Below are 13,373 nucleotides of genomic sequence, written 5' to 3' on the forward strand. Positions count from 1 at the left end.
GCGGGTGTTTTCACAGCGGCGTCGGGAGCAGTGTGCCCGGGTTGTGACAATTCAAACCCGAACATCGAAGAAACCGCGCCCGGCCTGTGCGGGTACAGGCCGGACGCGGTGGGGTCGGATCGATGCAGGGTCGCGCAGGTGGTCGGGTCAGCCGTTCTCGAGCATCGGCGCACGCAGCAGTTCCTCGGGAACGCCGAACGCGTCGACCAGCGAACGTGCGTGCGGGCGCAGTTCCTGACACAGCTCGTTCACGCCGCGCCGGACCGCCTTGGCCCGCTCCACCGAGATGTGCCGGTGCATCATGAACCAGGCCAGGTCGGCTTCGAGCGCGGAGTACACGAACAGGTCGCACACCTTGCCCAACAGTTCTGCAGCAGAACGGGAATCACAGTTCTCGATCGCCTCGACGAACGCTTCGAGCACTACCCGCTCGATGTGCGCGTGCCCGACCTTCAGCAGGTGGTCCTGCGCGTTGTTGAAGACGTCGAAGGCGTCGTTCTCGTCGTCGAGCGCACGTCGCAACCGCTGTGCACACGTGCGCACCAGGTGGTCCTCGCGGTTGCGGAACAACCGGATCTGCGTGCTCCGGTCGGTGAGCGCCGACTTCTCGGTGTCCTCGTCGGAGCTGTCGAGCAGCGTCTGCACCACCTGGCGGACGGCGGTCTTCTCGGCGACCACGTCGCGCGCCATCCCGGCGATGAAACGGACCCATCCGCCCGCCGAAAGGCCCTGCACGTCATCGGAATACGACGACAGCAGTTCCTTGGCGATGAGCTGCATCATGATCGTGTTGTCACCCTCGAAGGTGGTGAACACGTCGATGTCGCCGCGGATGATCGAAAGCTGGTTCTCGTCCAGGTATCCTGCGCCGCCGCAGGCCTCGCGGCTGACGTTGATCGAATGTGAGGCGTGCCAGGTCGCGTAGGCCTTGAGGCCTGCGGCCTGTCCTTCCAACTGGCGTTGCCGGCCGGCGTCGGAATCGTCCGGCGCCACCGACTGGACCTCGTGCAGTTCGGCCACGATCTCGTTCTGGGTGAATGCGATGGCGTACGACTTCGCGATGAGCGGCAACAGCTTTCGCTGGTGGCCCAGGTAGTCCAGAACGGTGATCTCGTCGGTGGCGTCGGGCGCCTCGAACTGCTTGCGGATCAGGCCGTAACGGGTGGCGAGGGTCAATGCCTTGCGGCCCGCGGCACCCGCGGTTGCGGCCACGCTCACGCGCCCACGGATGAGGGTGCCGAGCATCGTGAAGAAGCGACGGTTGGTGTTATCGATCGGCGAGCTGTAGCTGCCGTCCTCGGCCACGTCGGCGTAGCGGTTGAGCAGGTTCTCCGCCGGGACCCGCACGTTGTCGAACATGATGCGGCCGTTGTCGACACCGTCGAGACCGCCCTTGTGGCCGCAGTCGCTGGTGGTGATGCCGGGCAGATCGTTGCCGTCCTCGTCGCGGATCGGCACGACGAAGCAGTGCACGCCCCGTCCCTCGGGCTCCTCGTCGGGACCGCCGGTGATCAACTGGGCGAAGACCGCGGCGAAGCGGGCGTGTTCGGCCGCCCCACCGATGTAGTCCTTGCGCGACGACGGGGTGGGGGAGTGGATGACGAATTCGCGGGTGTCGCGGTCGTAGGTGGCCGTGGTCTCGATGGCCTGCACGTTGGAGCCGTGACCGGTCTCGGTCATCGCGAAGCAGCCCAGGACGTCCATGTTGATGATGCCCGGGACGTACTTGTCGTGGTGGCGCTTGGTGCCCAGGTTCTCCACGGCACCGCCGAACAGCCCCCACTGCACGCCGGCCTTCACCATCAGCGACAGGTCGGCATATCCGAGCATCTCGATGGCGGTGATCGAGGCGCCGATGTCGCCGGTGCCGCCGTGGTCGGACGCGAAGCCGGCCGCAGCAAAGCCCTGCGACGCGAGTTCGCGCATCACCTCGAGGGTGTGGGCACGCGATTCGCCGAGGGTGCGGGAGGAGTCGGGCAGCAGATCGGCTCGGTTGGAGTTCTCGCGGACCGTTTCCCTGGTGGCACGCCAGCGTCCGTCGAGGACGAACCGGAGGTTGTCGACGAGCAACGCCCGTTCGTCGGCCGACAGTTCGTCGTCGGCGGAGACTTCGGCCGGGGCGACCGGATCATCGACGGTTGGTTCCTTGGCGATCGGAGTGGGTCGCGACGGGGTGAGACTCTCAGTGGGAGTTGCCATGGATCCACCGTACGTAGTGCGCAGGGCTCCGTCCCATATTTTGTGGTGCCCGCTACGGGCCCGGTGCGTGCACCAATCCGGTCACGGTGTCGGGCTCGAACCCCCTCTTCGGAGGGTGCAGGCGTTTCGATGTGATCAGTACCCTAGATCGCCGTCGCACGTATGGGCCGTCACAACCTCGGGCCCGGTCACACGGTCGCGAGAAAACGGAGGAACGATGTCGGTCTCCACGCCCGATGCATTTGCGACGGGCGCTGGCCCGTCGACCACGGAATGGGGCGGGGCCAACCGCTCCGAACTGAGCCCGCTGCGCTTCCTGGAACGTTCGGCGGCGGTCTTCCCCGACCGCGCGGCGATCCTCTACGGGCAGCGTCGACTCACCTACGCCGAGTTCGCCGACCACGTGCAGCGCCTCGCTCGCGTCCTCGCCACGAAGATCCACTCGGGGGACCGCGTGGCCTACCTGGCCCCCAACATCCCCGAGATGCTGATCGCGCACTACGCGGTGCCGCTCGCCGGGGGCGTCCTCGTCGCACTCAACTCGCGGCTCGCCGGACCCGAGCTGGTCTACATCCTCCAGCACTCCGGGGCCAAGGCCCTCTACTTCGACGCGGAGTTCCGCGACACCGTCTCCGCGATCATCGGTCAGGTGCCCGAGGTCGAGACGGTCGTCGAGATCGCCGACCCCGAGTTCGGTGTGACCCCCGGTCCCGTCGCCGACGCCGGCATCGACGGCCTCGTCTCCTACGACGACCACCTGACCGCCGCCGACGACCTCGATCCGGCGCCGATCGCCTGGACGGTCGACGACGAGAACGCGATCATCTCGATCAACTACACGTCGGGAACCACCGGTAAACCCAAGGGCGTCATGTACACCCACCGAGGTGCCTACCTGAACTCCTTCGGGGAGACCTTCCACAACCAGTTCACCGGGTCGTCGCGCTACCTGTGGACGTTGCCGATGTTCCACTGCAACGGCTGGTGTACGCCGTGGGCGGTGACCCATGCCGGCGCCACCCACGTCTGCCTGCGGGCCGTCCGCGCGGACGCCATCTGGGACGCCATCGACGATCTCGGCGTCACCCACATGTGTGGTGCGCCGACGGTCTGCACCACCATCGTCGGCTCGCCGCGGGCGCATCTTCTGAACCGTCCGCTGCACATCACCACCGCGGGGGCGCCGCCGTCGCCGACCGTGATCGGTGCCCTCGAGGCGATCGGCGTGACCGTGGTCCACGTGTACGGCCTCACCGAGGTGTACGGCCCGTACACCATCTGTGAGCATCAAGAAGCCTGGAGCGCACTGGAACCCGCCGACCGCGCTGCGAAGCTCGCCCGCCAGGGCGTGGGGATGGTGCAGGCCGAGACGGCCCGCGTGGTGGTGCCCGAGCAGGTGCCGCTGGTCGATGTACCCGCCGACGGCGAGACCATGGGCGAGATCGTGCTGCGCGGCAACAACGTGATGGCCGGATACTTCCGCGACGCGGACGAGACCCGAAAGGCCTTCGCGGGCGGCTGGTTCCACACCGGCGACCTCGGCGTCATGCATCCCGACGGTTACATCCAGCTCCGCGACCGCGCCAAGGACATCATCATCTCGGGCGGTGAGAACATCTCCACCATCGAGGTCGAGCAGGCGCTGGTGAGTCACGACGCCGTCGTCGACGTCGCGGTGATCGGTGTACCGGACGAGAAGTGGGGAGAGCGGCCGCGTGCCTACGTCCTGTTGCAGCCGGGTGCGACGCTGACCGGCGAGGAGCTCATCGAGCACGGTCGTCGACTGCTCGCCGGCTACAAGGTGCCGCGCGACATCATCTTCGCCGACGAACTCCCCCGTACCCCCACCGGCAAGGTCCTGAAGGGCGAGCTGCGTGACCGTGCCCGCGCCGAATGAGGCGTCGCAGCAACCCAATCCGAGTCGAGAACCGGTCACTGCTCGAGACCTCGCGGGCAAACGGTCGCGTCTCGGGCCGCGTCGTGGATTCCGGGCGGACGCCGGCCTCGACGTGAGCCCGCGGCCGACCGGTGCATTCGGGCGCCGGGAACATCGTTCCGCCGGCTACTGATTCGGGTGGTGCGCCCGTGCGGGCGCTCATGTGGTGATACTTGACCCATGTCAGTTGCCGATGTCGACAGCGCGGGTTTCCGCATGCGCGTCGTCGCCGAGTCGATCCGGCTGTTCAGCGAACACGGCTACGAGTCGACGACGGTCGAGCAGATCGCGTCGGCCGCCGGGATGTCCCGTCGCACCTTCTTCCGGCAGTTCGGGTCCAAGGAGGACGTGATCTTCGCCGATCACGAGTCCCTGCTGGGTCAGGTCGACGACACCCTGGCGTCGTACGTCGGGGATCCCTGGTCGGCGGTGTGTGCTGCGGCCGAGGTGGTGTTCCGGCACTTCGAACGGGACCGCGATCTGGCCGTCCGACGCGCCCAGGTGGTGCAGGAGGTCCCGGCGCTGCGTGATCGCGAGCTCGTCACCACCTACCGCTACCAGGGCGCCTTCGAGGAGTTCCTGCGTCGGCGACTGCCCGACGAGCCGCCGGTGCACATCGTGGCCTACGTCGCGGCGATCACCGGCACCCACAACTATCTGCTCCGGCAGATGATCCGCGGTGACGCCGACGCGACCCTCGAACGCCTGCGCCGCGAGCTCGCCCGGATCGCGGTGGCACTCGGTGCCCGAGGCTCGGAGGGCGGTGCCGTGGGCGATCCCGAGTTGCTGCAGCAGCAGGTCACCGTTGTGACCTATCCGGCCGGGACGTCGCCGGACGAGGTGGCCCGTCGTGTGGCCGATGAGCTGCGAAAACCCTGAGCATCTGGGGCAGGTTCGGGACAACGCCGGACCCGGCGAGGAGAATCGATGACGTGGGTGGCATTCCCGCTGTGTCGCGGCGCGTTGACATGGCACTGAGTGCCGTGATGCACTGGTAAGTAACCACCAATTTGGCACCCCGTGCCGTGAGGAGTTGTCATGGGTTTCGGAAATCCCGACTTCGACGTCTTCCAGCTTCCGGAGGAGCACGTCGCTCTGCGTGAGGCGATCCGCGCGCTCTCCGAGAAGGAGATCGAGCCGCACGCCGCCGACGTCGACGAGAACTCGCGCTTCCCGCAGGAGGCCCTCGACGCGCTGAACGCATCGGGCTTCAACGCCATCCACGTCCCCGAGCAGTTCGGCGGCCAGGGCGGCGACTCGATCGCAGCCTGCATCGTCATCGAAGAGGTCGCCCGCGTGTGTGCCTCGTCGTCGCTGATCCCCGCCGTCAACAAGCTCGGCACCATGGGCCTGATCCTCAACGGCTCGGACGAGCTGAAGCAGCAGGTGCTGCCCGGCATCGCCTCCGGCGAGGCCATGGCCTCGTACGCGCTGAGTGAGCGCGAGGCCGGTTCCGACGCCGCCGGCATGAAGACCCGCGCCCGCAAGGACGGCAACAACTGGGTCCTCAACGGCTCCAAGTGCTGGATCACCAACGGCGGCAAGTCGACCTGGTACACCGTCATGGCCGTGACCGACCCGGAGAAGAAGGCCAACGGCATCTCCGCGTTCATGGTCCACAAGGACGACCCCGGCTTCACCGTCGGCCCGCTCGAGAAGAAGCTCGGCATCAAGGGTTCGCCCACCGCGGAGCTGTACTTCGAGGACTGCACCATCCCGCTCGACCGCATCATCGGCGACGAGGGCACCGGCTTCAAGACCGCCCTGCAGACCCTCGACCACACCCGCCCGACCATCGGCGCCCAGGCCGTCGGCATCGCCCAGGGTGCGCTCGACAAGGCCATCGAATACGTCAAGGACCGCAAGCAGTTCGGCAAGCCGATCAGCTCGTTCCAGGGCGTCGAGTTCATGATCGCCGACATGGCGATGAAGGTCGAGGCCGCGCGCCTCATGGTCTACACCTCGGCCGCCCGCGCCGAGCGCGGTGAGAAGAACCTCGGCTTCATCAGCTCGGCGTCGAAGTGCTTCGCCTCCGACGTCGCCATGGAGGTCACCACCGATGCCGTCCAGCTCTTCGGCGGCGCCGGCTACACCCGCGACTTCCCGGTCGAGCGCATGATGCGCGACGCCAAGATCACCCAGATCTACGAGGGCACCAACCAGATCCAGCGCGTCGTCATGAGCCGCGCGCTGCTTCGCTGATCACCCACACCGCTGGTTGAGCCGCGTCGAAACCAACGCGATTCGCCCCGTCGGCTTGTGCCGGCGGGGCGTTTTCGTTCCCGCGGAGCCGTTTCCCTTCCGCTGATTAGATCCGAAAAGCGGAAGGGAAACAGGTTGGGCGGGAGGGAAACCTGCACGCGGAGAGTGGTCGCGGCTTGGCTCACACCGCGGCGAGACTCACGGCCGGGGTGTACTTTTCCCGCCGAATACGACGCGGCGGAATGCGCCGGCGCTTGAGTGCCTTGACCCCCGCCTCGACCATCGCGGGTGGGCCGCAGAGATAGGCGGCGTGATTCCGGCAGGACGGAAGGTCCTCCATCATCGCGTCACCGACGTATCCGGTTCGCCCGGGCCACTGTTCGCGACTCAGGCACGGGATGTACCGGACAGCGGGATAGGTGGTCGCAAGTCCTTCCCAGAAGTCGACGTCATAGAGCTCGGCCCGGGTGCGGACGCCGTGGTAGACGTGGATCTCACGTTCGGGGTCGTCCTGAAGCGCTGCCCGGGCGATGGCCTTCAGCGGAGCCAGGCCGGTCCCGCCGACCAGCAGGACCAACCCGACGCCGGACTCCTCCGGCTCGTAGCAGAAATCGCCCCACGGGCCGGACATTCGTGACCGGGTCGCCGACGTCCAGAGACTCGAAGATCCAGCCCTCCGTCGCCAACCCGCCGGGCTGTCGCCGGATGTGGAACTCGAGCTTGTCGGGTTCGCTCGGCGGATTGGCCATCGAATACGGCCGTGTCTCAACGGTTCCCGGCACCGTCAGCTCGACGTACTGGCCGGCCGTGAACTCCAGCGGCTCGTCGAAGAGTACCGTCACCGACACGGTGTCGTCGGCAATCGAAGTGACGGCACCGACGGTTCCGGCGATGTCGCGCAACACATGTCGTGGTGAGCCCGTTTCTTCGGCCGGCGGGTCGATGACGACGTCGGAGGCGGGCGTGGTCTGGCAGGAGAGCACGAAACCCTGTTCCTGCTCGGCGATCGACAGCACCGTGTCCGGGGCCGGTGGGTGGTCGACGGTTCCGCGCACGACGCGCACCTTGCAGGTGCCGCAGGTTCCCTGGTTGCACGAGTTCGGGACCCACACCCCGTTGCGCAGGAACGCATCGAGCATCTTCTGGTCCGGTCCGCACTGCACCGACGACTTCCCGGCCTCGACCGTGAAGGTGTCTGAGCTGCACATGATGATCACACCTCCCAGGTGGTGTGCAGCGAGGTCGGGCCGCGGAAGCCCCAGCCCCAGAACTCGACGTCGGAGCCGGTGTCGCGCTCGAGGTTGGGGATTGCCTCGAGCAGTTCTTCGAGCCCGATCCGGCAGACCTGATTGGCGAAGTAGATACCCGCACATGCGTGGTTGCCGGCGCCGAATGCCAGGTGCCGCAGCGGGGGTCGGGTGAGGTCGAATTCCGAGGGGGCGTCGTAGACGGCGTGGTCGTGGTTGGCCGAGCCGTAGGACATCAGCACCACTGATCCCTCGGGGAGTTCGACCCCGGCCACCTCCACGTCCTTCGTGCTGATGCGGGCGGTCGCCGACCAGATCGGCGAGGTCCACCGCATGCCCTCCGAGATGGCGCGGGGGATCAGGGCGGGCTCGTCGATGACTCGCTCGAACTGGTCCGGTGGATTGAACAGCCCGACGAGCGTCGAGCCCATCGCGTGCCCGGGCTCCTGCATGGCGCCGAGGAGATAGACGTAGAGGGTCGGGTAGATGTACTCGCGGTCGCGGGTCTGACCTTCGGGCATGCCGTCGTGCAGCCAGTGGGAGATCGCGCTGTCGTCGGGGTTGACGATCCAGTTGTCGAGCAGGGGGTCGACGATGGAGCGGATCTCCTCCTTGGCGGCATCGGCCTCGGCGAATCCCTCGGGGTTGGTGAACGCGCCGTTCTCGTCGACGCCCGCATTGGTGAACGAGTTCGACAGCTTGTGGAACCATTCGCGCAGCTTGTCCGAGCTGACCGAGTGCAGTCCGAGCAGGTCGCCGAGAGCGCGGACGCTGACGGGCTCGCAGTACTGGGCGATGAGTTCGGCACGCCCGGTGTCCTCGAACTCGCTCAGGTAGCGGCGCGCGATCGGGCGGACCAGATCGTCGATCCAGCGGTCGACCTCCTGTGGCTGCAGGGCGGGATCGACCATGGAACGGAGGTCGTCGTGGATCGGTCCGTTGACACCGATGACGGCAGGGTGGCCGAATGTGCGTCCGCCGGCCTTGGTGATGACGGCCTCGAAGTCGGGGCTGGTGGCGATCGAGCGGCAGATGTCGGCCGTGGTGGCACGCAGACCAGTGATTGGGAGGCGGCACACCGGGCCATCGAGCAGGTGTACTTCCCGCATGAGCTGACCGCGCTGTCGTCGCCCGACCACCTCGAGCTGGATCTGCAGACCGTCGACCTGGGCCCGGTCACAATCGGCCGGCTGAACTGGGGAACCGAGGTGTCGATCGCCTGCGACTACCCCGACGCCTACGAGATCAACATCCCCGTCAGTGGCGTCCTGGAGTCACGCGCCGGGTCGGTCCGCACGACGTCGGAGGCCGGGCAGGCCACCGTGTTCGCCGCCGACCGGCCGTCCCTCATCACCCGATGGTCTGCCGACTGCCAGGTCGTCGGGGTGAAGTTCGACGCCGAATACCTCGAGCGTGAGGCCGATCGGGTCCGGGCCGCCCCACTTCGCTCGAGACTTCTCCTCCCGGACCAGATCGACCTCAGCGGGCCCGACGAGAAGTCGTGGTTCGCGCTCGTCCGCGCGCTCACAGCGCAGCTTCGGGAACCGGCCGACCTGCTTGCGAACCCCCTGCTTGCGAACCCCCCTCGTCGGTCCGCAACTCGCCAGTGCGGTCAGCAGCGCGTTTATCCTGGCGGTCTCACCGGAGGAGGCCGGTACCGGCCTGCGACCGCGGATGGTGAAGCGGGTCCTCGACGCGTTGCACGACGATCCGGCTCGCGACTGGCGGCTGGCAGACATGGCCGAGGTCGACGGATCGAGCCTGCGGCGACTGCAGGAGGGTTTCGCCGAGCATGTCGGCGCCACCCCCACGGAGACGCTGCGCGACATTCGTCTGAGTCGGGCACGCGCCGACCTGACGTCGTCGGATGATTCCGGAACTGTCGCCGAAGTCGCTGCGCGGTGGGGATTCTCGAGTGCGAGCAGGTTCGCTGCCGCTTACCGGAAGAGGTATGGGATCGCGCCGTCGGAGCATCGTCGTCGGTGAGCCGGACGCCCAGTTCGGCACGAATCCCGTTCCCGCGGAGCCGTTTCCCTCCCGCTTATTGGATCCGCTGACTGCCAGCCTGGTCGTGAGACAGAAGGTCGGTGTCGGTGGGGAGACGGTACGTCGGTGGGCCGTGCAGCGCAGGTCGATGCCGGCGCCCGCTCCGGGACCACCTCGAAGGAGTCCGCCGAGATCAAGCGACTCAAGGCGGAGAACAAGCTGTTGCGAGAGGACGTTGCCATTCTGAAAGCGGCGACAACTTTCTTCGCGGGGGAACTCGACCCCCGCAACCGACGATCGTGACGTTCATAGATCAGATGCGCGCCAACGGTTTTGCGGTCGAGTCGATCTGCCGGGTTCTGCGCGAGCAGGGCTGCATGATTGCCGCACGAACCTACCGGGCATGGCGCACTCGCGCTCCCGCCACTCGTACCGTCTCCGATGCCCACGTCGTCGATGCGGTGCGCAACGTAGTCTGGCGCACCGATGACGACGGCCGGCGGAAGATGACTCCGGAGGGCCTCTATGGGCGGGTTAAGATGCACGCCCATAGACACCCGACAACACTGCCTGGGGTGTCCTATGGCGCGGTCGATCGAGCGATGAAGGTGTTAGGCCACAATGGAATTCGAAGGCCCAGGGGAGTTCGGACGACGGTCAGGTCCGCCGATGGTGTACGCGCGGAGGATCTGGTGAACCGACAGTTCAGTGCCGCCGAACCGAACCGGGTCTGGGTGACCGATTTCACGTACTGCCGGACATGGGCTGGGTGGGTGTACGTGGTGTTCATCATCGACGTGTTCTCCCGTCGAATCGTGGCGTGGTACGCATCGACATCGAAGACGGTGGAGCTGGTGACGGTCCCGCTTCGGATGGCACTGTGGCAGCGGAAACGAGAGGGACATCCGGTGAAAGCTGCTGAGCTGATACATCATTCAGATGCCGGAAGTCAGTACACATCGGCTACACTGACCGAGCGGTTGCGGCTCGAAGACATCGCCGCGTCGATCGGGTCGGGCGGGGACGCCTACGACAACGCTCTGGCCGAGTCGGTAAGCGGGTTGTACAAGACCGACTGCATCCGGACCACGATCTTCCACTCCAGCCCGTACAAGACCGTCTCCGACGTCGAGTTCGCGACCGCTGGTTGGGTCGACTGGTACAACAACAGCAGGCTGCACTCGAGTATCGGCCAGATCCCCCGACCGAGTTCGAAACGCTCCACTACTCTGGCCTCGGCCCCGAGGACCAGCCCACAATGGAGGCGGCACAAAACCTGGGGTGATTCATCTTGTTGGTGTGCAGCACTTCGGCGAGGTAGTCGGCGACATCGGCCGCGCCGGTGATGTCGTGGCGGGCAGCGATTTGGACCTTCTCGGCGGTGATGCCGATGAGCAGGATGGATTCGGTGGGCACGAATCCGATCAGGCCGGGGATCGCGGCGATGAGGTCGGGGGTGGTGATGATGGGGTGCATGGTCGCTCCTTTGGGTCTGCGGGTTCGCTTTGCTACCGGAGGACTTTGGCTGGAGACCGCGAACACCAACGAGGCAAGCGACAATTGTTTTCGGGGCGCTCGCCCTGTAACCGCCTGCGGCGAAATGAATTTCGCGCCTTGGTGGCGCGGGTGGAAGCCATGGGCTCGGAAGTGCAAAGCGAACCGAGGTCAGGGCTGTTCACCGTGCGGCGTAGCCGCTTCCGATCAGGTGACGGCGCAGCCGGCAGTCTCACTGCCGCACTGACGAACAGCCAGCAAGGCGGCTCGACGCAACCACACCGGCCGCAACCCCGCAGTCGGGGATCTCAATGCGGGAATGCAAACTGACATGCGGAGCGCGGCGAGGCTGCCGTGCGCTGGTGTAGCGACTCAGCTGGCGGCCGCTGCTGTCCCAGCATGAACACGATGACCACGTGCAGCAATTCAAGGTCGTCGGCCGCGTACCGCGGCAGCTTTGGCGTGCTGGGGAGCGTGATATGTCTTGCGTCGTCACGGCGCAGTCGATGATCGCGGGGCACTTGTCCTTGGCTTCATCGACAGGCGGTGTTGTCGTGCGACCATTGGTCGTGGCTGCACTCGTCTAGCCATGCTCTTAGCCGACCCTGGATACGATCTCAGCCGAACTGGATACGACGAGTTTGCCCTAGTCCCAGACACTTTGACGCGGTCTAGACATCGCCTTCCCCGGCAACGATCAACTCGTCCAGACATGCCTGGCATCCTGTCCAGCAGGAACCCTTCGTGCCATCAACTCGGTACTCACCCGGAATGGGAAGGCACGGCACTCGCAATCTCTTGGCGCTTCTCCAGGTCTATGGGCCGATGCGGCGTCAGTCTGTCCGCGTGAAGTTGGTGAAGAAGTCATCGATTGTTGATACGTCGGCATACTGTCGGAAATGAGCGACGTCGACCTTGACGAAGACACCGCTAGAGGTGAAATACGTTTGAGCATCTAGCGATCCAGCGGCCGCAATGTGCAATAGACGATCCGACTCGTGGTCAATCCAGGCAGTGAGGCGCATGGGAGTGTGGAGAGGGACCGGCCGGCGATATTCGACGGTCAGGGTGCGGGTCACCGCGGGGGTCCGCGCGATCCACAGGGTGAAACCCATGATGTCGTCGCAGGCGGCCGAGATCGCGCCACCGTGTGCCAACCCTGGCGCGCCGACGTGTTTCTCGTCGAAGGTGTGATCGGCGTACACCCGCTCGCCGCTCCGGTGGACCTCAAGTTGAAGTCCGTGGGGGTTTTCGCTTCCGCAGCCCATGCACTGGGACGAGTGCGCCGGCAGTCTTGCTTCTGAGGTCATCTTCTGATCGTTGTCCTTACTGAGCCGCCACCTACTCAAACAGGGTGCGGGGGTCGATGAGGTGTGGGAGCTGGTCCCGACACGGTCTTTCTATAAATACTATGGGTAATACTGGCAGTACCTGGTACTGTCCATCACGCGCACCGGCATTGAGTGGCGCAAACCACGTGTACGAGGGAAGGAGAGGTCCATCACCACTAGGACCGACGCCAACCGTTTCCTGGACGGCGCCGCCACTTTCGGTAGCACCCTCGGCTTGGCTGGCCAGGCCCTGCGGTGGGTAGCGGTAGACATTGCTACGGGACGGTTTCCGTTTCGCGAAGCCGTATCGCAGACCTGGTTCGTTATTGTCGTGACGACTCTGCCCGCGATTCTGGTAGCTGTGCCATTCGGTGTCATCGTGTCGGTACAGGTGGGAAGCCTCACTCAGCAAGTTGGGGCCACGTCAATTGCTGGCGCGGCTGGGGGCCTCGGGATCATTCAACAGGGAGCGCCGATCGTTACCGCCCTTCTACTCGGGGGCGCGGCCGGATCAGCGATTGCCTCTGATTTGGGCGCTCGAACGATTCGCGAAGAAATTGCCGCCATGGAGACACTCGGACTCAACCCCACCAGGCGCGTCGTAGCACCTCGGTTCGTATCTGTGTTGATCACTGCGCCGATGCTCTGCATGCTGATCGTCTTCACCGGGCTGCTGGCGGGCTACGCAATCAGCGTCGATGTCCAAGGCATCACACCCGGCAGCTATGTCGCGTCGTTCGCGTCGTTCGCATCGGTAACCGACATCGTTGTCGCTCTATGCAAATCACTTGTGTTCGGACTTGTCGTGGTGACGATTGCCTGTCACCGCGGGCTGTCGACGAAGGGCGGCCCTAAAGGCGTCGCAACCTCGGTGAATGCCACCGTAGTACTGGGTGTCGTCGCGTGCTTCGTGATCAATGTCTTTATCACGCAACTAACAACCATGTTCGTCCCCCAAACCATTGGATGAGAAACGCC

The 13,373-nt window shown here is 65.6% G+C and carries 8 protein-coding genes and 3 pseudogenes; 6 read left to right on the forward strand and 5 right to left on the reverse strand.

The window, feature by feature from the left end; genetic code table 11:
- Nucleotides 1-147: 147 nt before the first annotated feature.
- Nucleotides 148-2,199, reverse strand: coding sequence for an acyl-CoA dehydrogenase family protein (locus tag GOAMI_RS15870; RefSeq protein WP_006437568.1), 2,052 nt, complete (start codon nucleotides 2,197-2,199; stop codon nucleotides 148-150).
- 217 nt (nucleotides 2,200-2,416) lie between these two features.
- On the opposite strand from GOAMI_RS15870, the gene GOAMI_RS15875 reads away from it, so the two are divergent.
- From GOAMI_RS15875 to GOAMI_RS15885, 3 genes are all read left to right on the forward strand, one after another.
- The gene (locus GOAMI_RS15875) at nucleotides 2,417-4,096 is read left to right on the forward strand and encodes an AMP-binding protein (protein ID WP_006437569.1); all 1,680 of its coding nucleotides are present in this window, start codon (nucleotides 2,417-2,419) and stop codon (nucleotides 4,094-4,096) included.
- A 219-nt stretch (nucleotides 4,097-4,315) separates the two neighbouring features.
- A complete protein-coding gene (locus GOAMI_RS15880) occupies nucleotides 4,316-5,014 on the forward strand; it encodes a TetR family transcriptional regulator (protein WP_006437570.1) in 699 nt (232 codons plus the stop codon).
- A 159-nt stretch (nucleotides 5,015-5,173) separates the two neighbouring features.
- On the forward strand, nucleotides 5,174-6,337 hold the full coding sequence (locus tag GOAMI_RS15885) for an acyl-CoA dehydrogenase (protein ID WP_006437571.1): 1,164 nt from the start codon (nucleotides 5,174-5,176) through the stop codon (nucleotides 6,335-6,337).
- 181 nt (nucleotides 6,338-6,518) lie between these two features.
- On the opposite strand, the pseudogene GOAMI_RS15890 reads toward GOAMI_RS15885, so the two are convergent.
- A pseudogene (locus GOAMI_RS15890) lies at nucleotides 6,519-7,545 on the reverse strand (2Fe-2S iron-sulfur cluster-binding protein).
- A gap of 5 nt (nucleotides 7,546-7,550) precedes the next feature.
- A complete protein-coding gene (locus GOAMI_RS15895; RefSeq protein WP_006437574.1) occupies nucleotides 7,551-8,663 on the reverse strand; it encodes a cytochrome P450 in 1,113 nt (370 codons plus the stop codon).
- 6 nt (nucleotides 8,664-8,669) lie between these two features.
- Here GOAMI_RS15895 and GOAMI_RS15900 point away from each other — a divergent pair.
- A pseudogene (locus tag GOAMI_RS15900) lies at nucleotides 8,670-9,570 on the forward strand (AraC family transcriptional regulator).
- Between the two features lie 82 nt (nucleotides 9,571-9,652).
- Nucleotides 9,653-10,855: pseudogene (locus GOAMI_RS23555) on the forward strand (IS3 family transposase); the annotation flags it as partial.
- On the opposite strand, the gene GOAMI_RS15915 reads toward GOAMI_RS23555, so the two are convergent.
- On the reverse strand, nucleotides 10,795-11,046 hold the full coding sequence (locus GOAMI_RS15915; RefSeq protein ID WP_006437577.1) for a DUF4192 family protein: 252 nt from the start codon (nucleotides 11,044-11,046) through the stop codon (nucleotides 10,795-10,797). The pseudogene GOAMI_RS23555 and the gene GOAMI_RS15915 overlap by 61 nt on opposite strands.
- Before the next feature lie 851 nt (nucleotides 11,047-11,897).
- Complete coding sequence (locus GOAMI_RS15920) at nucleotides 11,898-12,374, reverse strand: PaaI family thioesterase (protein WP_006437578.1); 477 nt, start codon at nucleotides 12,372-12,374, stop codon at nucleotides 11,898-11,900.
- Nucleotides 12,375-12,630: 256 nt separating this feature from the next.
- Here GOAMI_RS15920 and GOAMI_RS15925 point away from each other — a divergent pair, with 256 nt between their 5' ends.
- On the forward strand, nucleotides 12,631-13,365 hold the full coding sequence (locus GOAMI_RS15925; protein ID WP_005194985.1) for an MlaE family ABC transporter permease: 735 nt from the start codon (nucleotides 12,631-12,633) through the stop codon (nucleotides 13,363-13,365).
- The last annotated feature ends 8 nt before the right edge of the window (nucleotides 13,366-13,373 follow it).

This window comes from Gordonia amicalis NBRC 100051 = JCM 11271 (genome assembly GCF_000332995.1).
GTDB lineage: Bacteria > Actinomycetota > Actinomycetes > Mycobacteriales > Mycobacteriaceae > Gordonia > Gordonia amicalis.

Bases quoted from the DNA above. Each gene is read 5' to 3' on its own strand.
- GOAMI_RS15870 (WP_006437568.1), bottom strand. From the start codon at position 2,199: ATGGCAACTCCCACTGAGAGTCTCACCCCGTCGCGACCCACTCCGATC.
- GOAMI_RS15875 (WP_006437569.1), top strand. From the start codon at position 2,417: ATGTCGGTCTCCACGCCCGATGCATTTGCGACGGGCGCTGGCCCGTCG.
- GOAMI_RS15880 (WP_006437570.1), top strand. From the start codon at position 4,316: ATGTCAGTTGCCGATGTCGACAGCGCGGGTTTCCGCATGCGCGTCGTC.
- GOAMI_RS15885 (WP_006437571.1), top strand. From the start codon at position 5,174: ATGGGTTTCGGAAATCCCGACTTCGACGTCTTCCAGCTTCCGGAGGAG.
- GOAMI_RS15915 (WP_006437577.1), bottom strand. From the start codon at position 11,046: ATGCACCCCATCATCACCACCCCCGACCTCATCGCCGCGATCCCCGGC.
- GOAMI_RS15920 (WP_006437578.1), bottom strand. From the start codon at position 12,374: ATGACCTCAGAAGCAAGACTGCCGGCGCACTCGTCCCAGTGCATGGGC.